The 21,661-nt window shown below is 59.6% G+C and carries 17 protein-coding genes; 9 read left to right on the forward strand and 8 right to left on the reverse strand.

From position 1 onward, the window contains the following. The first annotated feature begins 6 nt into the window (after positions 1 to 6). Positions 7 to 1,194, forward strand: coding sequence for a 2-methylaconitate cis-trans isomerase PrpF (gene prpF / locus AUK77_RS05490; protein ID WP_296127011.1), 1,188 nt, complete (start codon positions 7 to 9; stop codon positions 1,192 to 1,194). Between the two features lie 72 nt (positions 1,195 to 1,266). Here the strand turns inward: prpF and AUK77_RS05495 are convergent, their stop codons facing one another. Beyond that, positions 1,267 to 2,085: a pyruvate, water dikinase regulatory protein gene (locus AUK77_RS05495; RefSeq protein WP_296127013.1), complete on the reverse strand. Its 819-nt coding sequence runs from the start codon at positions 2,083 to 2,085 to the stop codon at positions 1,267 to 1,269. 177 nt (positions 2,086 to 2,262) lie between these two features. Here AUK77_RS05495 and ppsA point away from each other — a divergent pair, with 177 nt between their 5' ends. The 8 genes from ppsA to AUK77_RS05535 all read left to right on the forward strand — a co-directional run bounded on the left by ppsA (position 2,263) and on the right by AUK77_RS05535 (position 10,332). Then, complete coding sequence (gene ppsA, locus AUK77_RS05500; RefSeq protein WP_296127015.1) at positions 2,263 to 4,635, forward strand: phosphoenolpyruvate synthase; 2,373 nt, start codon at positions 2,263 to 2,265, stop codon at positions 4,633 to 4,635. A 160-nt stretch (positions 4,636 to 4,795) separates the two neighbouring features. Continuing rightward, on the forward strand, positions 4,796 to 5,788 hold the full coding sequence (locus AUK77_RS05505) for an alpha/beta fold hydrolase (protein WP_296127017.1): 993 nt from the start codon (positions 4,796 to 4,798) through the stop codon (positions 5,786 to 5,788). A 152-nt stretch (positions 5,789 to 5,940) separates the two neighbouring features. Next, on the forward strand, positions 5,941 to 6,429 hold the full coding sequence (gene rraA, locus AUK77_RS05510) for a ribonuclease E activity regulator RraA (protein WP_108488143.1): 489 nt from the start codon (positions 5,941 to 5,943) through the stop codon (positions 6,427 to 6,429). Positions 6,430 to 6,450: 21 nt separating this feature from the next. Further along, positions 6,451 to 7,446, forward strand: a complete 996-nt coding sequence (locus tag AUK77_RS05515; protein WP_296127018.1) for a zinc transporter ZntB — start codon at positions 6,451 to 6,453, stop codon at positions 7,444 to 7,446. Between the two features lie 54 nt (positions 7,447 to 7,500). Continuing rightward, positions 7,501 to 7,746 carry a CrfX protein gene (locus AUK77_RS05520; protein ID WP_296127020.1) on the forward strand — a complete coding sequence of 82 codons (246 nt, stop codon included), beginning with the start codon at positions 7,501 to 7,503 and terminating at the stop codon, positions 7,744 to 7,746. 1 nt (position 7,747) lies between these two features. Beyond that, positions 7,748 to 8,572 carry a mechanosensitive ion channel domain-containing protein gene (locus AUK77_RS05525; protein ID WP_296127022.1) on the forward strand — a complete coding sequence of 275 codons (825 nt, stop codon included), beginning with the start codon at positions 7,748 to 7,750 and terminating at the stop codon, positions 8,570 to 8,572. Between the two features lie 87 nt (positions 8,573 to 8,659). Next, positions 8,660 to 9,250, forward strand: coding sequence for an RNA polymerase sigma factor SigX (gene sigX / locus AUK77_RS05530; RefSeq protein ID WP_296127024.1), 591 nt, complete (start codon positions 8,660 to 8,662; stop codon positions 9,248 to 9,250). A gap of 107 nt (positions 9,251 to 9,357) precedes the next feature. Continuing rightward, the gene (locus AUK77_RS05535; protein ID WP_296127196.1) at positions 9,358 to 10,332 is read left to right on the forward strand and encodes an OmpA family protein; all 975 of its coding nucleotides are present in this window, start codon (positions 9,358 to 9,360) and stop codon (positions 10,330 to 10,332) included. Between the two features lie 123 nt (positions 10,333 to 10,455). Here the strand turns inward: AUK77_RS05535 and cobA are convergent, their stop codons facing one another. The 7 genes from cobA to AUK77_RS05570 form a co-directional block, all read right to left on the reverse strand. Next, complete coding sequence (cobA, locus tag AUK77_RS05540) at positions 10,456 to 11,193, reverse strand: uroporphyrinogen-III C-methyltransferase (RefSeq protein WP_296127026.1); 738 nt, start codon at positions 11,191 to 11,193, stop codon at positions 10,456 to 10,458. Positions 11,194 to 11,204: 11 nt separating this feature from the next. Further along, entirely contained in the window at positions 11,205 to 13,922 is a 2,718-nt protein-coding gene (locus AUK77_RS05545) for a nitrate reductase (RefSeq protein WP_296127028.1), read from the reverse strand. 109 nt (positions 13,923 to 14,031) lie between these two features. Then, positions 14,032 to 14,358, reverse strand: a complete 327-nt coding sequence (gene nirD, locus AUK77_RS05550; RefSeq protein ID WP_296127031.1) for a nitrite reductase small subunit NirD — start codon at positions 14,356 to 14,358, stop codon at positions 14,032 to 14,034. Next, complete coding sequence (gene nirB, locus AUK77_RS05555) at positions 14,355 to 16,811, reverse strand: nitrite reductase large subunit NirB (protein WP_296127032.1); 2,457 nt, start codon at positions 16,809 to 16,811, stop codon at positions 14,355 to 14,357. The genes nirD and nirB overlap by 4 nt, the downstream gene beginning before the upstream one ends. Before the next feature lie 300 nt (positions 16,812 to 17,111). Continuing rightward, positions 17,112 to 18,779 (reverse strand): bifunctional protein-serine/threonine kinase/phosphatase, encoded by a 1,668-nt coding sequence (locus AUK77_RS05560; RefSeq protein WP_296127033.1) that lies wholly within the window; start codon positions 18,777 to 18,779, stop codon positions 17,112 to 17,114. 240 nt (positions 18,780 to 19,019) lie between these two features. Then, positions 19,020 to 20,231 carry a nitrate/nitrite transporter gene (locus AUK77_RS05565; RefSeq protein ID WP_296127034.1) on the reverse strand — a complete coding sequence of 404 codons (1,212 nt, stop codon included), beginning with the start codon at positions 20,229 to 20,231 and terminating at the stop codon, positions 19,020 to 19,022. Between the two features lie 952 nt (positions 20,232 to 21,183). After that, positions 21,184 to 21,636, reverse strand: a complete 453-nt coding sequence (locus AUK77_RS05570) for a thioesterase family protein (RefSeq protein ID WP_296127035.1) — start codon at positions 21,634 to 21,636, stop codon at positions 21,184 to 21,186. Positions 21,637 to 21,661 lie beyond the last annotated feature (25 nt).

Genomic DNA, 21,661 nt, shown 5'->3' on the forward strand with positions numbered 1-21,661 from the left:
TTACCCATGTCCAACGCCCCCCAAATCAAAATCCCCGCCACTTATATGCGTGGCGGTACCAGCAAGGGCGTGTTCTTTCGCCTTGATGACCTGCCCGCCAACTGTCAGGTGCCGGGCGCGGCTCGCGACAAACTCTTTATGCGCGTTATCGGCAGCCCTGATCCTTATGCCGCGCAGATCGACGGCATGGGCGGCGCGACATCGTCCACCTCCAAGTGTGTGATTTTGAGCAAGAGCAATCAGCCGGATCACGACGTGGACTATCTCTATGGCCAAGTTTCCATCGATAAAGCCTTTGTCGATTGGAGCGGTAACTGCGGCAACCTATCGACTGCAGCAGGTGCTTTTGCTCTGCAGGCTGGTCTGGTCGATCCGGCGCGTGTGCCTGAAAATGGCGTGTGTGTGGTGCGTATTTGGCAGGCCAATATCCACAAAACCATCATCGCCCATGTGCCAGTCAGTAACGGGCAGGTTCAGGAAACCGGCGATTTCGAGTTGGATGGCGTGACTTTTCCGGCAGCGGAAATTGTCTTGGAGTTTCTTGACCCCTCCGATGATGGCGAGGCGGGTAGCTCGATGTTTCCCACGGGCAATCTGATCGATGACCTCGACGTGCCGGGTGTTGGCATCTTTAAAGCGACCATGATTAGTGCCGGGATTCCAACCGTATTCGTTAATGCCGAAGACATCGGTTACAGCGGCACAGAACTGCGCGAGCAGATCAATGGCGACCCCGCGCAATTGGCGCGCTTTGAGGCGATTCGCGTTGCTGGTGCGTTGCGCATGGGGCTGATCAAAACCCCTGAAGAAGCATTGACTCGCCAGCACACACCCAAGATTGCCTTTGTCGCCAAGCCAAAAAGCTACAACGCCTCAAGCGGTAAGCTTATCGAAGCTGGTGAGGTTGATTTGCTGGTGCGGGCGCTGTCGATGGGCAAATTGCATCACGCCATGATGGGCACCTGCGCAGTGGCCATTGGTACGGCCGCGGCGGTGCCAGGGACGCTGGTCAATCTGGCCGCCGGTGGCGGTACGCCTGATGCCGTGCGCTTTGGTCATCCTTCCGGCACTTTGCGCGTGGGCGCGCAAGCGGCGCAGGTAGATGGCCAATGGACCGTGACCAAAGCCATCATGAGCCGCAGCGCACGCATCCTGATGGAAGGCTGGGTGCGCGTACCGAGCGATTCTTTCTGACGGCTGTGTAGGGTGGGGCGCTCAGAAAGGGCGGCGAGTGGCTTGAATCAACCCTCGCGCCGCCAAACCTGGCTACTTGAGGCGGCGCTCTACACCTTTTTCCACGAGAATCTTCGCGGAGATTTCCTCCACCGAGAAATGCGTGGAGTTGATGAAGTTGATGTTCTCGCGGCGGAACAGGTTTTCCACCTCGCGCACTTCGAATTCGCATTGGGCGTAACTGGCATAACGGCTGTTGGGTTTGCGCTCGTTGCGGATGGCGGTAAGGCGATCTGGGTCAATGGTTAACCCAAACAGTTTGTCCTTGTACTGTTTAAGCGCCGCAGGCAGTTGCAAACGCTCCATGTCGTCTTCCGTGAGCGGGTAGTTGGCGGCGCGAATACCGTACTGCATGGCCATGTAAAGACAGGTTGGCGTTTTACCGCAGCGCGAGACACCGACCAAAATCAGATCAGCTCTATCGTAATAATGCGTGCGCGCGCCATCGTCGTTGTCGAGGGCAAAGTTCACCGCATCGATACGCTCCATGTAGTTGGAGTTATGGCCAATGGAGTGTGACTTGCCGACTGAGTAAGACGAGTGTGACGTCAGTTCTTGTTCGAGCGGCGCGAGGAAGGTGGAGAAGATATCGATCATGAATCCATCAGATTCAGCGAGGACATCACGGATATCTTGATTGACGATGGTGTCGAAGATGATCGGGCGGGCGCCGTCTTGCTCTGCCGCCTTATTAATTTGTTGTACCATGGCCCGTGCTTTTTCGACGCTGTCGATATAAGGACGGGTCAGTTTGGTGAAATTGATGGTTTCAAACTGAGCCAGCAGGCTTTGCCCCAAGGTTTCGGCGGTGATGCCGGTGCCGTCGGAGATGAAGAAAGCGGTTCGTTTCATTTGCACCCTAGGCCTTAAGCTGGGAAAGAATCTTGGCTATCATAGGCCCGCCTTTGCAGGGCCGAACTGGCTGGCATTGTTACTTATTTTCCAGGGACAGGCCACAATCGAGCGGGCACAGACCGCCGAACCACCCAGCTCCTGAGTTTTTCCAACACCGTTAGTGGAGAGATCACCTTGGTAGAGTACGTAGTTTCCCTCGATAAGCTCGGCAATCACGATGTTGAGCACGTAGGGGGCAAGAACGCATCCCTCGGCGAGATGATCAGCAACCTTGCCGGTGCCGGAGTTTCGGTGCCTGGCGGTTTCGCCACTACGGCCCAGGCCTATCGCGACTTTCTCGAACTGAGCGGCTTGAACGATCAGATTCATGCGGCGCTTGACGCGCTGGATGTCGATGACGTCAACGCCCTGGCCAAGACCGGCGCGCAGATCCGTCAGTGGGTGATGGATGCTTCTTTCCCTGAAGAGCTGAACACGCAAATTCGCACTGCTTTCGCAGCCATGGCCAATGGCAACGAAAACATGGCTGTTGCTGTGCGCTCCTCGGCCACTGCCGAAGACCTGCCGGATGCCTCGTTTGCCGGCCAGCAGGAAACTTTCCTGAACATCCGTGGTGTGGAAAACGTCATTCGCGCCGCCAAAGAAGTGTTTGCCTCCTTGTTCAATGACCGCGCCATCGCCTATCGCGTGCATCAGGGCTTTGACCACAAATTGGTCGCCCTGTCTGCCGGTGTGCAGCGCATGGTGCGCTCGGAAACGGGAACCGCTGGGGTGATGTTCACCCTGGATACCGAATCAGGCTTCCGTGATGTGGTGTTTATCACCGGCGCGTATGGCCTTGGCGAAACCGTGGTACAGGGCGCGGTTAACCCTGACGAATTCTATGTGCACAAGCAGACGCTGGAAGCCGGTCGCCCGGCCATCCTGCGCCGCAATCTGGGCAGCAAAGCTATCAAGATGATCTACGGCGACGAGGCCAAGGCCGGTAAGTCGGTCAAGGTCGTCGATGTAGATCGCGCTGAGCGCGCACGCTTCTGCCTGAGCGATGCCGAGGTCAGCGAGCTGGCCAAGCAGGCGATGATCATCGAGAAGCACTATGGCCGCCCGATGGATATCGAGTGGGCCAAAGACGGTGATGACGGCAAGCTGTACATCGTCCAGGCTCGCCCTGAAACGGTGAAAAGCCGCACCAATATCAATGTTATGGAGCGTTACCTGCTCAAGGAAACCGGCACTGTGTTGGTTGAAGGTCGCGCTATCGGCCAGAAGATCGGTGCCGGCAAAGTGCGCGTGATCCATGACGTTTCCGAGATGGACAAGGTTCAGCCAGGCGACGTACTGGTTTCGGATATGACCGATCCAGATTGGGAGCCGGTGATGAAGCGCGCCAGCGCAATCGTCACCAACCGTGGTGGGCGTACCTGCCACGCCGCGATCATCGCGCGTGAGTTAGGTATCCCGGCCGTGGTCGGTTGCGGTAACGCCACTCAGGTGCTGAAAGATGGCATGGGTGTCACCGTCTCCTGCGCCGAAGGTGATACCGGCTTTATCTTCGAGGGTGAACTGGGCTTCGACATCCGTAAGAACTCGGTCGACGCCATGCCCGAACTGCCGTTCAAAATCATGATGAACGTCGGTAACCCAGACCGCGCATTCGACTTTGCCCAGCTGCCGAACGCCGGCGTTGGCCTTGCGCGTCTGGAGTTCATCATCAACCGCATGATTGGTGTGCACCCCAAAGCGCTGCTGAACTTTGCCGGCCTGCCGCCAGAGATCAAGGACAGTGTCGAGAAGCGTATTGCCGGTTACGACGATCCTGTTGGTTTCTATGTCGAAAAACTGGTCGAAGGTATCAGCACCTTGGCAGCGGCGTTCTGGCCGAAGAAAGTCATCGTGCGCCTGTCGGACTTCAAGTCCAACGAATACGCCAATCTGATCGGTGGCAAGCTGTATGAGCCCGAAGAAGAGAATCCGATGCTGGGTTTCCGCGGCGCTTCGCGTTACATCAGCGAGTCGTTCCGTGACTGCTTTGAGCTGGAATGCCGCGCGCTGAAAAAAGTCCGCAACGAGATGGGCCTGACCAACGTCGAGATCATGGTGCCGTTCGTTCGCACCCTCGGCGAAGCCAGTCAGGTGGTCGAACTGCTCGCTGCCAACGGCCTGGCCCGTGGTCAAGATGGTCTGAAGATCATCATGATGTGCGAGTTGCCGTCCAACGCCATTCTGGCTGAAGAATTCCTTGAGTTTTTCGACGGCTTCTCCATTGGCTCCAACGACCTGACCCAGCTAACGTTGGGTCTGGATCGTGACTCTGGCATCGTCGCGCACCTGTTCGATGAGCGTAATCCTGCAGTGAAAAAACTGCTGAGCAACGCGATTCAGGCCTGTAACAAGGCGGGCAAGTACATCGGTATTTGCGGTCAGGGCCCATCGGATCACCCGGACTTGGCGCGCTGGCTGATGGAGCAAGGTATCGAAAGCGTATCGCTCAACCCCGATTCGGTGCTTGATACCTGGTTCTTCCTGGCTGAAGGCCAGTCGGTTTGACGACGGTTTAACCTCTTGCTTTAAAGGGCGGGTTTAACCTGCCCTTTTTTGTGTTCAGTACGTGCCATTGTGCTGAAAACCGTTTTGAGTTTTACCCTCCGGGTCGTCGCGTGCGGCGTGAATGTGCTCCCGGCAACTGGATGTACCAGAGCGAAGATAGATGCAAAGCAGCAGTGATCTTTTTCCCGTCGCCTTGATCAGCGCGGAGTTTCGTGGCGACCTGAGTGAGGACGTTTATCGTCTCAAACCGGGTAACAGCCCCGACAGCAGTGTTGAGTTGGCCTTGACGCGCCTGGGGCGCGCTGGGCATGAGCAAGCACGTGGTATTCCCGTTATTTTGATCCCCGGCAGCTTTTCCAATCGACGGTTTTGGTATTCGCCCAACTGCATTGGCCTGGGGCCATTTTTGGCGCGTGCCGGGTTTGATGTATGGATCGCCGAAATGCGCGGCCATGGCCTGTCACCGCGCAATCGAGACTATGAGTGCAACACAGTCAGTGATTATGTGCGTTATGACGTGCCTGCCATTGCTGACTTTGTCTTCGAGCAGAACCCACAAAAAGCTCATTGGCTGGGGCATTCGCTGGGCGGCATTGTTTTGGCCGGTGCCCTGGGTGGTCATTACCTGGATCAAACCCGGGTGGCTTCGAGTGTGCTGTTTGGTAGCCAGGTCAGTCGGGTTTACTGGCCGCTGAAAATACCACCGGTGGAGTGGGGCAGTCGTTTTCTGCTTAAGCGTTTCTCTGTGCTGTCTGGCTCGCGGTTAAAGCGTGGCCCTGAGGACGAGCCGATCGGCCTGGCTGTCGAAAGCCTACGTTGGCATGGGCTGTTCGGTCGCTTTGGTGATGCCGACCGCGATTGGTGGCAAGGTTTGGCTGAGGTGTGCGTGCCGGTAATGGCGGTGGCTGCACTTGGCGATCACCAAGACCCTGCATGGGCCTGCGAGAAGCTGCTCAAACAATTCGGCTCACCTTTGAGTGAGTTTCTGTGTTTGGGCAAAAAACATGGTTTTACCAACGACTTCGGTCACGTTGAAATGCTGATCAGTAAGGAAGCGCAGCGAGAGGTTTGGCCGCTTGTTGAGCAGTGGCTGCGCAAAAGTCCTCAAGTGGCTGCCGAACTTGAACGTGAACGTGAGTCTGCGCCTGAGTGAGCGTTGTATATCTGATGCTGATGTGCCCCGTTCTGGTATCGGCGCGGGCGTGGCAGTAGAGTGACCGTTGCGTTGGCTGGGTTTAAGTTTTTTAAAGCTGCGCGCAATACCCGCGATCTTTCAGTAAATGATGCTTAACAAGGAGATTTCTCATGCATTACATCACCCCTGATTTGTGCGACGCCTACCCAGAACTTGTGCAGGTTGTTGAGCCGATGTTCAGCAATTTTGGTGGGCGTGACTCCTTTGGTGGCGAAATCGTTACCATCAAATGCTTCGAGGACAACTCGCTGGTCAAGGAGCAGGTCGAGCAGCCTGGCAAAGGTAAAGTCATGGTGGTGGATGGCGGCGCGTCCATGCGTCGTGCGCTACTCGGTGACATGCTTGCTGAAAAAGCCGCCAAGAATGGTTGGGAAGGCATTGTGGTGTACGGCTGCGTGCGCGACGTCGACGTGCTGGCGCAAACTGATCTGGGTATTCAGGCGCTGGCCAGTCACCCAATGAAAACCGACAAGCGCGGCATTGGTGATCTGAATGTCGCCGTGACCTTTGGTGGCGTCACTTTCCGCCCTGGCGAGTTCATTTATGCCGACAACAATGGCGTGATCATCTCCCCATCTGCACTGCAAATGCCGGAGTAAACCGCCTTGCAGGAAACCGTGATGCGTGAGGAAGACAATGCCCAGTGGGGCTTGGTGCATGCCTTTGTCCTGAACGGGCGCGGCGGTGCGCGCGGCATCACCCGCCAAGAGTTACAAAGCCTCGTGCTGCAGGAGCAAGAGAGCCTTTGGTTGCACTGGGATCGGGGGCATCCGTATACACAAAGCTGGCTGCGGGCGCAGAGCGGGCTCAACGAGTTCGCCTGCAACCTGCTGCTGGAGGAAAACACCCGACCGCGCTTGCTGGCGCTGCCAGAGCAGCAATTGCTGCTGTTTTTGCGTGGGCTCAACCTCAACCCTGGGGCGGAACCGGAAGACATGGTTTCGGTGCGTATTTTTGCTGATGCGCAGCGGGCCATTACCTTGCGTTTGCGGCCGCTGCGCGCCACAGAAGCCTTGATTGAGGATTTGCTGGCTGGCCGTGGGCCAAAGAACGCGGCTGAGTTGATCCTGCGGCTTGCGCATTATCTGACGGATAAAATTGAGCTGTTGATTGGCGAGTTGTCTGAGCAGATCGACGAGCAAGAGGAGCGCGCCGACGCTGCTCAGACTCGTATGCTGGACCATGCCGATCTGCTGCAGATGCGCCGTCGTGCAGCCAGTTTGCGGCGCTTTTTGGCTCCCCAGCGCGATATCTATGGTCAGCTCACCGCCAGTGCTCAATCCTGGTTTGTTGGCACCGACAGCAGTCACTGGAATGAGCTAAACAACCGCCTGACGCGTTACCTGGAGGAGCTTGAGTTGAGCCGTGAGCGCGTCAGTTTGTTGCTGGAGGCCGAGAACCGCCGCATGGACGAGCGCATGAACCACACCATGTACCGTTTCGGCATCATCACCGGCATTTTCCTGCCAATGAGTTTTCTCACCGGTCTGCTCGGCATCAATGTTGGCGGTATTCCGGGCGCAGAAAGCCCCTATGGTTTTCTGTTGGCTTGTTCGCTGATGGGGGCTGTTGCGCTCGGTCAATGGCTGCTGTTTCGTCGGCTGCGCTGGATCTGATGTGACTTACCCTGATTACCCCTCGTCTAGCCGTCACATCCTGTGAGGTGCGCCATGCACGATCCCTTTGAAGAATCACTGCGCGATTTGCTTAAGTCGCCCGCCTCAAATCATGACGATGATGCTTGCTTGCATCGTGTGCTGAAAACCGCAAACCGTCAGGTCGGTGCGGGTGACCTGTTTGCCCTGATGGGGCACTGGCTAAGCGCGCTGATGATTGCCCTGAATAATGGCTCATCACACCTCGCACCTGTTTCACGCCAAAAACCTTCAAACCGCTCGACTGATAAGGCCGACTGAAATGGAACTTGATCCCTGGACTCAAAGCCTGATTGCCGCCATGACCGCGTTATGGACCAAGGTGGCCGGCTTTATTCCAAACCTCTTCGTTGCACTGATTCTGGTTCTGCTGGGGTTTGTGGTGGCGAAACTGCTCGACACTCTGTTGTCCAAGCTTTTGGGCAAAATTGGTTTGGACCGTCTGATGACTGGGACTGGCTTGACCAAGCTGCTTGGTCGTGTCGGCATTCAGGTGCCGGTGTCGACGCTGATTGGCAAGATCATTTACTGGTTTGTGTTGCTGATCTTTTTGGTCTCGGCCGCAGAGTCCCTTGGCCTGGAGCGGGTCTCGTCGACGCTTGATGTGCTGGCCTTGTACTTGCCAAAAGTCTTTGGCGCAGCCTTGGTGTTGCTGGCGGGCGTGCTGCTTGCGCAACTGGTCAGTGGGCTGGTGCGTGGCGCGGCAGAGGGCGTTGGCTTGGAGTACGCCCATGGTTTGGGGCGCATTGCGCAGGGGCTGGTAATTATCATCAGCATCTCTGTTGCCATTGGCCAATTGGAGATCAAAACAGACCTGCTCAATAACGTCATCGCCATTGTGCTGATTTCGGTAGGTCTAGCAGTGGCCTTGGCGCTTGGCTTGGGCAGTCGGGATATCGCCAGTCAGATTCTGGCGGGCATTTATGTGCGTGAGTTGTACCAGGTTGGGCAACATGTTCAGGTGGGCGCTGTCGAAGGCCAGATCGAGGAGATTGGCACGGTGAAAACCACCGTGTTGACGGACGCGGGTGAGTTGATTTCCGTGTCCAATCGCACCTTGCTTGAACAGCAGGTAAACAGCCGCTAAGGCGATTACCTGTTATTGTATGCGGCCAAATCGCAGTCTGATTTCAGGCTGTGTTGGCTTTTGTCCTGACTGTCGGCCCGACTCGTTTTGAATAAAGCCCATCCTGTCTCTGTGCGTTACGATCCCCGCGAACTCTCGGACGAAGAGTTGGTGGCTCGTGCGCATGACGAACTGTTTCATATTACCCGCGCGTATGAAGAGCTGATGCGCCGCTATCAGCGCACGTTGTTTAACGTGTGCGCGCGATACTTGGGTAATGAGCGCGACGCTGACGATGTGTGTCAGGAAGTCATGCTCAAAGTCTTATATGGCTTGAAGAACTTTGAGGGCAAGTCAAAGTTTAAAACCTGGCTATACAGCATTACCTATAACGAATGTATTACCCAATATCGCAAAGAGCGGCGCAAGCGACGTCTTATTGACGCCTTAAGTTTGGATCCCTTGGAGGAAGCCTCCGAGGAGAAGATGCCCAAGCCAGAGGATAAGGCCGGTCTTGACCGCTGGTTGGTGCATGTCAACCCGATTGACCGTGAAATTTTGGTGCTGCGTTTTGTCGCAGAGCTGGAATTTCAGGAAATCGCCGACATTATGCACATGGGCCTCAGTGCAACAAAAATGCGCTACAAAAGGTCGCTTGACCGGCTGCGTGATAAATTTTCGAACAATCCCGAAACTTAGTTAGGGTATTGGCGTCCCATTTTATGGTTAATTCTGTTAGAGTTAGCGGCTGAGTTGTCTTGCGTCTGTCAGACAACTTACTGACCACCAAGATAGGTATTTACGTGATGAAACTGAAAAACACTTTAGGCGTCGCTATTGGCTCGCTGCTGGCCGTATCTTCCCTCAGCGTCATGGCTCAGGGTCAAGGCGCTGTAGAAGTGGAGGGTTTTGCTAAGAAGGAAATCTTCGATAGCGCTCGTGACTTCAAAAACAACGGCAATCTGTTCGGCGGCAGCATCGGCTACTACCTGACTGACGACGTTGAACTGCGTCTGAGCTACGACGAAGTGCACAACGCCCGTGGCGAAGATGGCCGCAACATCAAAGGCTCCAACACTGCCCTTGACGCGCTGTATCACTTCAACAACGCTGGCGACGCACTGCGTCCTTACGTTTCTGCAGGTTTCTCTGACCAGAGCATCGGTCAGTCCGGCCGTGACGGTCGCAATGGCTCCACCTTTGCCAACGTAGGCGGCGGTGCCAAGTACTTCTTCACTGACAACTTCTACGCCCGTGCAGGTGTTGAAGCGCAGTACAACATCGACCAAGGCGACACCGAGTGGGCTCCAAGCGTCGGTATCGGCATGAACTTCGGTGGCGGCAGCGCGCCTGCTGCAGCGCCTGTTGCAGTAGCGGCTGTTGAGCCGACTCCTGAGCCGGTAGTTGCTGCTGAAGAGCCGGTTGAACTGGTTCGCGTTGAGCTGGACGTCAAGTTTGATTTCGACAAAGCTCAGGTTAAGCCTGAAAGCTACGGCGACATCAAAAACCTGGCTGACTTCATGAATCAGTACCCACAAACCACCACCGTGGTTGAAGGTCACACTGACTCCAAAGGCAGCGACGCTTACAACCAGAAACTGTCCGAGCGTCGCGCAAGCGCTGTTCGTGACGTACTGGTTAACCAGTACGGTGTAGACGCTTCGCGCGTTAACGCTGCTGGTTACGGTGAGTCCCGCCCGGTTGCTGACAACGTTTCCGATGCTGGCCGCGCTGTAAACCGTCGCGTAGAAGCTGAAGTAGAAGCTCAGATCAAGCAGTAATCGATCTGGCTACATAAAAAAACCCGGCTTCGGCCGGGTTTTTTTATGCGCTGGATAATCTGCGTTCTTCAAAGAAAATCCGCTAAAAGCCCACGTACAGCGGGCGAGCGAAGCGTGAAGAGCTCAGGCGCTGATAGCCGCTAGTTGCAAGTTAGGTTGCGCGGCTACCTCGCCAATCACCAAGATGGCCGGGCTTTTCAAGCGGAAGTCCTGAGCAGCTTGCTGCATGCTTGCCAGGTTACTGCGGCATTCGCGTTGCTGCGGCAGTGAGGCGTTTTCGATCAGGGCCACCGGCATGTCTGCACGCATCCCGCCCGCCAAAAGGCTTTCGCGGATCTCAGCCAGTTTGGCTACGCCCATATAGACCACCAACGTCGTGCCGCTTTGAGCCAGAGCTTGCCAATTCAGGCTGCTGTCATCTTGGGTGTGGGCGGTGATCAAGGTGACGCCACGGGCTACACCGCGCAGCGTCAGTGGAATGCCGCAGTGGGTGGCTCCGGCCAGGCCCGCCGTGATGCCGTTGACTATTTCCACCTCTATACCGTGCTGGCCGAGCCAGTCGGCTTCCTCGCTGCCCCGGCCGAAGATGCAAGGATCGCCGCCTTTGAGGCGCACCACGCATTGACCTTGGCGCGCATAGCGCACCATCAGGCGATGAATAAATGCTTGCGGTGTCGAGCGGCAGCCACCGCGTTTGCCTACGTGCATGATGCGTGCGTGGGGACAGTGTTCGAGCACCGCTGTGTTGACCAGGTCATCGATCATGACGATATCGGCTTGATGCAGGGCTTTGACAGCCTTGAGCGTCAGCAAGTCGGGGTCGCCGGGGCCTGCACCAACCAGCCAAACTTTAGCGTTCATATCGGATACCTCTATGCGTTGACGGCGACTGGCTGGGTGGCCAGCAGGCGTTTGATTTCGGGGACGCAGGAGCCGCAATTGGTGCCGCACTTGAGTGTTTGTTTAAGGCCATTGAGGTCTAAGCCTTGAGCGATGCCTGCGCAGATAGCTTCGTGACTGACATTCAGGCAGTTACACAGGGTTCTGCCGACGGCTGTGGTGGCGCTGTTCTCCGGCGGTGTCGAGCGTGGCGCGAGCAGCCAGCGACGTAATTCGGTATCGGCACTGCCGCTCTCCCAGATGCCCTTGAGCCAGTCACGGGCGGCGGTTTCGCCGGCCAAACGAATGGCAGTGATGCGCCCGTCCTCGATGCGTACGCGTTTACCCACGGCCTTGCGTGGGTCGTCGTAAGCCAGCACAGGGCCGTCGCTAAGCCCGAGGGTTTGATCAATTTGCGCCAACACTTCAGGAGCAGGTGCTATGGCGCAGGCTGCACGAATCAACAGGGCTGGCCGCTCACGCCCCGTCAGCGTCAGGTTGGCATAGGCGAAGTCTTCAAACAGTGGGCGCAATGCCTCGAAGCGCGTTTGCACCTGACCTTCAACCAGGGCAAAGAAATGCCAAGGCAGTTCGACTTTATCCAGCTCGATGCCAGCATGTTTCAGCTCCGGCTGTTTGGATAACGGATCGAATGCCGGTTGGGTCAGCACGTTGGTGCCCAGACCTTTCAGAAAGCGATTACCCCAGTGCATGGGCAAGTAAGCCTGGCCGCTGCGCACGGCGTCATCGGCCTGCACGGGCACGATCAGACTGCCGCGACGGCTGCGTATTTTCACCAGATCACCGCTGTTCAGCCGCCGTCGGCGCAGCTCGTCCGGGTGCAGGCTTAATAGTGCTTCGGGTGCATGGCTAAACAGCCGTGCAGCCGAGCCGGTGCGGCTCATGCCGTGCCATTGATCACGCAGGCGGCCGGTGTTGAGGGTCAGCGAGTAGCGAGTATCGCGCTTTTCCTGAGCGGCGCGGAAGGGTTCGGCGATGAATTGCGCACGACCGTTAGCGGTGGGAAAACGGTCATCGCCATATAGACGTGGCGTACCGCCGGTGGCGCCGGCCGGAAAGGGCCATTGCTGAGGGCCTTGGTTGTCCAGGATCGCGTAGCTGAGCCCCGAGAGGTCGAGGTCACGCTGGGCGGTCAGGTGTTTGTACTCCTCGAACAGCGCTTGCGGGCAGTCGAAGGCGAACAGGCTTGGCAGGCCGGGGCGTAGCAGTTGTTCTAAGCGGCGGGCGAAATCGGTGGTGATGGCCCAATCCGGCCGCGCCTCAGCCGGTGCGGGGACGGCGCGGCGCACATGGCTGACGCGCCGTTCGGAATTGGTCACGGTGCCTTCTTTCTCGCCCCAACTGGCGGCGGGCAGCAGCAGGTCAGCATAGTGGCAGGTTTCGGTGGTAAAGAAGGCTTCTTGCACGACGACAAAGGGGCAGGCGGCCAGGGCTTCATGCACCTTGTTTTGGTCTGGCAACGATTGCGCCGGGTTGGTGCAGGCGATCCAGAGGGCTTTTATGTGCCCGCTGCGCACGGCTTCAAACAGCTCAATGGCCGTGAGGCCGGTGGTGTGCGGCAGGCTGTCGACGCCCCAATAATCGGCCACTTCCTGGCGGTGCTCAGCATTCGCGGCTTCGCGGTGACCGGGCAATAGATTGCTGAGGCTACCGGTTTCGCGCCCGCCCATGGCATTGGGTTGGCCGGTGAGGGAGAACGGGCCGCTGCCCACTTTGCCGATTTGACCAGTGGCCAGGTGCAGGTTGATCAGCGCGCTGTTTTTTGCGCTACCCGCCGTGGATTGATTCAGGCCCATGCACCACAGCGAGAGGAAACTCGGCGCGTTGCCGATCAGCCGTGCACATCGCTGCAGGCTGTCCACGCTGATGCCGCACAGTTCGCTGACCATCTGCGGGTTATAGGCGTGCACCAGACTTTTAAGCGCTTCGAAGCCCTCGGTGTGGGCCTCGATAAAGCGCCGGTCGGCCCAACCTTCCCAGAGCAGGATGTGCAGCAAACCGTGAAACAGCGCTACGTCACTGCCGGGCAGTATTGCCAGGTGCAGATCGGCCAACTCGCAGGTATCGGTGCGCCGTGGATCGACCACAATGATTTGCATGTGAGGGCGCTGGGCCTTGGCTTCTTCCAAGCGGCGAAACAGCACCGGATGGGCGAAAGCCATGTTGGAGCCGACTATCAGCACACAATCGCTTTGCTCGATGTCTTCGTAATTGCATGGCGGCGCATCCGCACCCAAGCTGCGTTTGTAGCCGACCACGGCTGAACTCATGCACAGGCGTGAGTTGCTATCGATGTTGTTGGTGCCTACCAAGGCGCGGGCCAGCTTGTTGAAGGCGTAGTAATCCTCGGTGAGTAATTGGCCGCTGATATAAAACGCCACGCTGTCCGGGCCGTGTTCGCGAATGGTCTCGGCAAATACGTTGGCCGCGTGATCCAGGGCGCTGTCCCAGTCTGTGCGCGAACGAGCCAGGCCTTTGCCTAAGCGTAATTCGGGGTGCATGGCGCGGGCATCAAGGTCGCCGGTCAGGTGCAGCGTCGCACCTTTGCTGCACAATTTGCCGAAGTTGGCCGGGTGCTGTGGATCGCCCTGTACGCCGAGGATGTGCTCGCCGTCGTGCTCGATCAGCACGCCACAGCCCACGCCGCAGTAACAGCAGGTTGATGCGGTGATTTGGCTTTGGGTAGGCATGGGACTCGACTCCGTGATTTGCGGCCTGCTGTAGGAGCCAGCTTGCTGGCGATCCAGGCCGCGAAAAGCATCGCCAGAAGAACTCGGTGTCCACCTGGCTCCTACAGGTTTACGCGCACTTTTCGGCGCAATTAAGGGCCAGTAATACGCGACCGTTTTCAACCTTGGCGTTATGCCGGTGAGCGCAGCCCACGTCCGGCGCTACGGCTTCACCGCTGTCCAGTTCGATCTGCCAATTGTGTAGCGGGCACGACACGCGTTTGCCAAAGATCAAGCCCTGCGACAGCGGCCCACCTTTATGCGGGCAGCGGTCGTCGAGGGCGAACACCTCATCTGTTGACGTCCGGAAAATCGCGATATCGCCTTTTGGCCCGGCCACGATGCGCGAGCCCAGTACGTTGATGTCTTCCAGCGCGCAGATATCCAGCCAGTTCATAGCGTGGCCTCCTCAAGTTGCACGAGCTTGATCGGTTCAAATTCCTTCTTTAACAGCGGTTGTTCGATGCGTTCCTTCCACGGGTCTTGCTCGAACGAGAGAGCGAACTGCAGCCGTGCGGCCAGTGCTTTGCGGTTGGCCTCATCTTCCACAACGGCTTTTTTGATGTACGCCATGCCCACGCGTTGCAGGTAGTGCACGGTGCGCTCCAGATAGAAGGCTTCTTCGCGGTAAAGCTGAAGGAAGGCGGCGTTGTATTCGCGCACGTCGTCTGCGGTTTTCACTTTGACGAAGAACTCGGCCACCTCGGTTTTGATCCCTCCGTTACCGCCGATGTACATCTCAAAGCCCGAGTCCACACCGATGATGCCGACGTCTTTAATACCGGCTTCGGCGCAGTTGCGCGGGCAACCGGAGACTGCCAGCTTGACCTTGTGCGGCGACCACATGTTGAACAGGTCGTGCTCCAGATCGATGCCCAACTGGGTCGAGTTCTGCGTGCCAAAACGGCAGAACTCGCTACCAACACAGGTTTTCACCGTGCGGATGGACTTGCCGTAGGCGTGGCCCGAAGGCATATCCAGCTCTTTCCACACCGCCGGCAGGTCTTCCTTCTTGATGCCGAGCAGATCGATACGCTGGCCACCGGTGACCTTGACCATGGGCACCTTGTACTTGTCGGCCACATCGGCAATGCGGCGCAGCTCGGACGGGTTGGTCACGCCGCCCCACATGCGCGGCACCACGGAGTAGGTGCCGTCCTTCTGGATATTGGCGTGGGCGCGTTCGTTGATCAGGCGCGACTGCGGGTCGTCCTTGGCTTCGCCCGGCCAGGTGGAAATCAGGTAGTAGTTGAGCGCCGGGCGGCAGGTGGCGCAGCCGTTGGGCGTGCTCCAGTTAAGGAAGGCCATGGCCTGGCTCAGGCTGGTCAGGTGCTCATCGCGGATGGCTTTGCGGATCTGCCCGTGGTTGAGATCCGAGCAGCCGCAGATGGCCTTCTCGCTCTTGGGTTTGACATCCGCGGCGCCGCCGACGGTGCTGATCAGGATCTGCTCGACCAGGCCGACACAGGAGCCGCAGGAGCTGCCGGCCTTGGTCTGCTTCTTCACGTCATCCACCGAGAACAGGCCGTTTTCCTGGATGGCCTTGACGATGGTGCCCTTGCATACGCCGTTGCAGCCGCAGATTTCCATGCTGTCGGGCATATTGGCGGTCTTGTCGGCGCCCTGGTGGCCGACGTCGCCGATGGCGTTCTCGCCAAACATCAGGTGGTCGCGGATCTCGCTGACGTTGTGGTTCTCGCGGATCTGGCGGAAGTACCAGCCGCCGTCGGCGGTGTCGCCATACAGGCAGGCGCCGACCAGCACGTCATCTTTGATCACCAGCTTCTTGTACACGCCGCCGATGGGGTCGGAGAGGGTGATGGTCTCGGTGCCTTCACCGCCCATAAATTCGCCGGCGGAGAACAGGTCGATGCCGGTAACCTTGAGCTTGGTCGAGGTCACCGAGCCCTGGTAGCGGGCGAAGCCGAGCTGGGCCAGGTGGTTGGCGCAGACCTTGGCCTGCTCGAACAGCGGCGCCACCAGGCCGTAGGCGATGCCACGGTGGCTGGCGCATTCGCCGATGGCGTAAACGCGAGGGTCGTAGGTCTGCATGGTGTCGTTGACCAGAATGCCGCGGTTACAGGCAATGCCGGCGCTCTCGGCCAGGTCGCTGTTGGGGCGAATGCCGGCGGCCATCACCACCAGATCGGCGGGGATCACTTCGCCGTCCTTGAATTTCACCGCGCAGACGCGGCCTTCGCCGTTGTCCAGCAACTCAGCGGTATGCTTGGGCAGGAGGAACTTCAGGCCGCGGTCTTCCAGGGATTTCTGCAGCAGCTCGCCGGCAGTGCGGTCGAGCTGGCGCTCCAGCAGCCAGTCGCCCAGGTGCACCACGGTGACGTCCATGCCGCGCAGCTTGAGGCCGTTGGCCGCTTCCAGGCCGAGCAGGCCGCCGCCGATGACCACCGCGTGCTTATGGATCTTGGCGGTGTCCATCATCATCTGGGTGTCGGCGATATCGCGGTAGCCGATCACGCCTTCCAGGTCCTTGCCCGGAATCGGCAGGATAAAGGGATTGGAGCCGGTGGCAATCAGCAGGCGATCGTACTCGGCCTCGCTGCCATCGTCGGCGATCACCAGGCGCTTCTTGCGGTCGATCTTGACCACCTTGCGCCCGAGCAGCAGCTTGATGTCGTTTTCCGCGTACCAGTTCAGATCGTTGAGCACGATCTCCTCGAAGGTCTGCTCGCCGGCCAGCACGGGGGAGAGCAGGATGCGGTTGTAGTTGGGGTGCGGCTCGGCGCCGAACACGGTGATGTCGTAAAGGTCGGGGGCGAGCTTGAGCAGCTCTTCGAGGGTGCGCACACCCGCCATGCCGTTGCCGATCATCACCAGCTTGAGTTTTTGCATGCCGGCCATCTCCTGAGTCATTGATCACGGAAAAACAAAAAAGACGTCCCGCTAGTCACCTAGCGAGGACGCCTTTGTCCAAGTCCCGTTCTATCGGGAAGTGCAGCCTTCTACGTTGAGGGCCGCGCTTTTATTACATTGTGTCTGGGGTAATGCAGACCTTGTGCCAACTTGTGCCAGCTTATGAAAAGCCGCGTTTTTTCTGGCTTTTCAGCCACTTGCAAGGAGCTTTTGGGCTAAGGACTGCACCTTTATCAGGCGCCTTGCGCTTCTTTGGTGCGTGCGCCAGTGTGGTGCACGCTATTTAAGCAGCCAGAACAGCAGGGCCAGATTCAGCAGCAGGGAAACCAAGGCCACGCTGCGCCAGACCAGCAATGGCTCGCGCTCCAGCAGCGGCCGCGGCGCGCTGCTGAGGGACTGGCGCTCGCCGCTCTCCAGGGCCAGCAGCCATTCTTCGGCGGTCTCGAAGCGTCGCGCCGGGTCGGCGGCCAGGGCGCGTGCCAGTACTTCATCGAGCCAGGCCGGCAGATCCGGGCGATAGCGGCTGGCCGGGGCCGGCTGGCCGAAGCGCGGGTGCTGGAAGGCCTCGATCTCGCCATAGGGGTAGTGGCCGGTGAGCAAGTGATAGAGCGTCACGCCGGCGGCGTAGAGGTCCTGCTGGGCGCTGGGGGCGCTGCCGCTGAAGGCTTCCGGGGCGATATAGCTGGGTGTGCCGGGCAGGCTGTGGGCTTCGTCGCGGGACAGGCCGGGGCAGTAGGCCAGGCCGAAGTCGAGCACGCGCAGCTCGCCATCATCGCCCCACAGCAGGTTTTCCGGCTTGATATCGCGATGGAGGATATTGCGCCGGTGCAGCAGGCCGACGGCCTTGATTAGGCGCGGGGCGATATCCAGCCACTCGGCCAGCTGCAGCGGGCCGCACAGGCGCAGGTGCTCGGCCAGGGTCTGGCCGCTGTAGGCACGCTGCACGTAGTACAGGTGCTGGCGCTGGGGCACGGGGTGCAGCTCGGGGAAGTGGCGCCCGGCCACCCGGCGCAGAAACCATTCCTCCAGGAGCAGGGCCGGGCCAGCCTGGGGATCGTGGGCACGGCTGGCCGGCAGGGTCTTGAGCAGCCAGCTGCGCTGCTGCTCATCGCGTACCCGGTAGACCAGGGACTGGCGCGACTCGGCCAGCAGGCGCTCGATCTGCCAGCCTTCGAACAGACTGCCCTCGCGCAGGCGCGGCGGCACCGACCAGTGGCTGAGCTGGGCCAGGGTGTCGGCCAGATCACTCTCGGGCAGGGCGTCGATGCGCACCAGCAGGGCGCTGGCATTGTCCTGGCTGCCGGCCTGATGGGCGGCCGCGACCAGGGCCTGGCTGGCGGCCTGCAGATCTTCGTGCTGCTGCAGGATACGGGCGATGGCGCGGTCGTCCAGGCTGGCCCAGACACCGTCGCTAAGCAGCACGAAGCATTCGCCCTGGCGCAGTTCGCCATCCAGATAATCCATCACCAGGTGCTGATCCAGGCCCATGGCGCGCTTGAGCACATGCTGCATGCCCGGCTGCTCCCAGACATGCTCCTCGCTGATCGGCTCCAGTTGCCCGGCCAGCCAGCGGTAGACCCGGCAGTCGCCGACATGGGCCAGGGTAAAGCGCCGGCCGCGCACGACCAGGGCACTGAGGGTGGTGAGCAGCGGCTGGCCGCCGCTGCCGGCCAGCAGCCAGCGGTTGTGGGCCACCAGCACGCGGTCCAGGGACTGGCTGACCGCCCAGGTTTCCGGGGTGGAGTAATAGTCCAGGGCCAGGGCCTGCAGGGTGGCGCGCGAGGCCAGGCCGCCATCGGCGCACTGGCTGACGCCATCGGCAAGGGCGAACAGGTAGCCCTTGCTCGCAGCCAGGGCCGGCGCCGGAGTGACCAGGCGGATGGCGTCCTGGTTTTCCGCCCGCGGGCCGGTGGCGCTGGTTTCGCCGAAGCTCAGTTGCAAGGCCATGGCCGGTTCCTGAAACAAGGTGAACGAGAAGGGCTGAGGCAAAGGCGGGACCTTGGCCGCGATGCACGAGTGCGTCGTTGCCGACTTAACTCGCCTTTCCTGACCAGTGCAATGCCGCGCGGCCGGTCGGTCCCGCCTTCGCCTCAAACCTTCAATCTGGGCGTAGGGTGGATCGCGCTTTACCGATCCACCGTGGCCATCAGGTGGATGAGAAATGCGTCATCCACCCTACGTATCGGGTCAGACCCGGGCGGCGGTCACGGCCGCGCTACCCCAGGTGGTGCGCCAGCGCTTTTTCACTCCATACAGGCCGAACCAGGCCAGTACGCCGAGGCTGGCGAACAGCCACAGGCCCAACTGGTAGTCGCCGGTGTGCTGCTTGATGGCGCCCAGGCCTGCGGCCAGGAAGAAGCCGCCGATGCCGCCGGCCATGCCGATCAGCCCGGTCATCACGCCGATTTCCTTGCGAAAGCGCTGCGGCACCAACTGGAACACCGCGCCGTTGCCGGCACCCAGGCCGAGCATGGCGGCGACGAACAGGGCCAGGGCCGCAGCGGAGCTGGACAGGTTAAAGCCCACGGCGGCGATGCACAGGGCCGCGACGGTGTACATCATCAGCAGCGAACGGATACCGCCGATGCGGTCGGCCAGGGCACCGCCGAGGGGGCGCATCAGGCTGCCGGCGCAGACGCAGGCGGCGGTGTAGTAACCGGCGGTCACCGGATTGAGGCCGTACTGATCACTGAAATAGCCGGGCAAGACGCTGGCCAGGCCGATAAAGCCGCCGAAGGTGACGCTGTAGAAGAACATAAACCACCAGCTATCGCGGTCACCCAGGGCCTTGAGGTAGTCGCCCAGGGCTTTGGGTTGCGGGCGCTCGGGGGCGTTCTTGGCCACCAGGGCGAACACCACCAGGGTGATCAGCAGGGGAATCAGGGCCCAGCCAAACACGTTCTGCCAGCCAAACAGCGCCGCCAGGCCTGGGGCGAACAGGGCCGCCAGCACGGTGCCGGAGTTGCCCGCACCGGCAATGCCCATGGCCTTGCCCTGGTGCTGCGGCGGATACCACTGCGAAGCCAGGGGCAGGGCGACGGCAAAGGCGGCGCCGGCAAAGCCCAAGAACAGACCCAGCAGCAGCGCCTGCTCATAGCTGCCGATGCCGATCTGCCAGGCGCAGAACAGGGCCACTATGACCACCACCTGGCCAATCAGGCCGGCAGTCTTGGGCGACAGGCGATCACAGATAAAACCCATCAGCAGGCGCAGCACGGCGCCGGCGAGAATTGGCGTGGCGACCATCAGGCCGCGCTCCTGGGCGCTCAGGCCCAGATCGGTGGCGATCTGCACAGCCAGCGGGCCGAGCACGTACCACACCATAAAACTCAGGTCGAAATAGAGAAAGGCGGCGAACAGCGTCGGTGCGTGGCCGGATTTCCAGAAACTTGTATTCATCGAACACCTCATTCGGCAGTAAAGGGTCCCGGCCGGGCGCGGCGCACCGTGGTCGTGGACACGGCGGCCGCAACCCGCCGGGGAGGTGCGGTGCTTGTGGCGCCACACCCTGGGGCCTGTGATCTGTTTACGGGGGTAAGCAGGTCTGGCCGCAGCTGGGTTGAATAAGTACAGGCACAAGCCCTGGATCACAGGGCAGGCACCGGCCCCGAACACTGGGGCATAAAACGCAAAACGCCGCATAAGCCGTGCGCCCGTGGGCGTGGTCTATACGACGTCTTTGTCGTTTATCGGGCAGCCGCCATTGGCTACTTGTATGGGGGTATTAGCAAAGGCTGCGCCAACTTATGGCGCAAGACGAAGAAAATGCGCTGCGCCTGGGCGTGCCTCGGCCAGAATCGCCCCGCAATAGCCCGCGTGGGCCCGTGGATGCTCCTGCAGAGCGCATGACGCGGGGCTTTGCGTACAGTGCCAGCGGGCGGCGGGGCTGACTGGCTTAGGGGCAATCAGTTAAGGAGCCTAGGGGCTGGTAAGGTAGTGGGCTGCACCGCAGCAGGGCATGCTGGGCTTGGGAGGGGTGGGCGGTGCTGCAAAATAAGGCGTCAGAGGCTCTCCTGCACCCGGATAAGGCGCAGAGAAGGCGTGCAGGCCAGTGGGCTGGCCTTAAATCTGGATTAGCCCTGCTGGTGCTGGGCTGCCCGTTCGCGGCTATTCGGATTGGTGCCGTCTGCCTGGGTGGGGAGCGGGAGGGTGAGAAGGGCGATGGCGAGCAGATTGCTCATGCGCCCGGCCCGGCGAATATGGCTGCGCGTGGATGGCATAGCGATTCCCCTGCTGCTTGTTGTTATGAACTAGGCGTAGCAGAGCATTGCAGCCTTGTCACGGCGCTGGGGAAATCTTTATTCGGGCTTGATCGTGCGGCCAACCGCCAGGGTAAAGCCGCCATTGGCGGTTATCTCGGCTCAGTCAGCCAATTGACCTTGGCAAACTTGGCGCTGAATTCGGTAGACATTGGTACCACTTTGCCAAGCCGGTAGTTGAAGAAGACAAACCCGGATTTGGCCATTGCCACCAGGGCGCCGTCGGCCGGGCGGGTGATGCGGAAGGTGATATCACCGCCGTACTTGTTAAAGTCCATGACCCCGACCTCGAACAGCAACTGGTCGCGGGCATGGGCTTCGGCGCGGTAGGTGGTGGCCAGGTCCGTGACGATAATGCCTACACCCTCGGCGCTGGTTTCCTCGATGCCGAACTCGAACAGAAAACGCGCCCGGGCCTCGGAGATCATCGAAATCATCGAGTCGTTGCCCAGGTGGTTGGCACCGTTGATATCGGTCACGCGCACAGTCAGGTGGGTGCTGTAGCAATATTGATCTTCGGGAAATTCGAGCGTCAGGCGGGCCATGGTCGGTTCTCTATGGGGGCAGCGG

The organism is Pseudomonas sp. Ga0074129, assembly GCA_001465025.1.
GTDB lineage: Bacteria > Pseudomonadota > Gammaproteobacteria > Pseudomonadales > Pseudomonadaceae > Aquipseudomonas.

Excerpts from the sequence above, each read along its gene's own strand:
- prpF (WP_296127011.1), top strand. The coding sequence starts at position 7 with ATGTCCAACGCCCCCCAAATCAAAATCCCCGCCACTTATATGCGTGGC.
- AUK77_RS05495 (WP_296127013.1), bottom strand. The coding sequence starts at position 2,085 with ATGAAACGAACCGCTTTCTTCATCTCCGACGGCACCGGCATCACCGCC.
- AUK77_RS05505 (WP_296127017.1), top strand. The coding sequence starts at position 4,796 with ATGCAAAGCAGCAGTGATCTTTTTCCCGTCGCCTTGATCAGCGCGGAG.
- rraA (WP_108488143.1), top strand. The coding sequence starts at position 5,941 with ATGCATTACATCACCCCTGATTTGTGCGACGCCTACCCAGAACTTGTG.
- AUK77_RS05515 (WP_296127018.1), top strand. The coding sequence starts at position 6,451 with ATGCGTGAGGAAGACAATGCCCAGTGGGGCTTGGTGCATGCCTTTGTC.
- AUK77_RS05520 (WP_296127020.1), top strand. The coding sequence starts at position 7,501 with ATGCACGATCCCTTTGAAGAATCACTGCGCGATTTGCTTAAGTCGCCC.
- AUK77_RS05525 (WP_296127022.1), top strand. The coding sequence starts at position 7,748 with ATGGAACTTGATCCCTGGACTCAAAGCCTGATTGCCGCCATGACCGCG.
- AUK77_RS05535 (WP_296127196.1), top strand. The coding sequence starts at position 9,358 with ATGAAACTGAAAAACACTTTAGGCGTCGCTATTGGCTCGCTGCTGGCC.
- cobA (WP_296127026.1), bottom strand. The coding sequence starts at position 11,193 with ATGAACGCTAAAGTTTGGCTGGTTGGTGCAGGCCCCGGCGACCCCGAC.
- AUK77_RS05545 (WP_296127028.1), bottom strand. The coding sequence starts at position 13,922 with ATGCCTACCCAAAGCCAAATCACCGCATCAACCTGCTGTTACTGCGGC.
- nirD (WP_296127031.1), bottom strand. The coding sequence starts at position 14,358 with ATGAACTGGCTGGATATCTGCGCGCTGGAAGACATCAACGTACTGGGC.
- nirB (WP_296127032.1), bottom strand. The coding sequence starts at position 16,811 with ATGCAAAAACTCAAGCTGGTGATGATCGGCAACGGCATGGCGGGTGTG.
- AUK77_RS05560 (WP_296127033.1), bottom strand. The coding sequence starts at position 18,779 with ATGGCCTTGCAACTGAGCTTCGGCGAAACCAGCGCCACCGGCCCGCGG.
- AUK77_RS05565 (WP_296127034.1), bottom strand. The coding sequence starts at position 20,231 with ATGAATACAAGTTTCTGGAAATCCGGCCACGCACCGACGCTGTTCGCC.
- AUK77_RS05570 (WP_296127035.1), bottom strand. The coding sequence starts at position 21,636 with ATGGCCCGCCTGACGCTCGAATTTCCCGAAGATCAATATTGCTACAGC.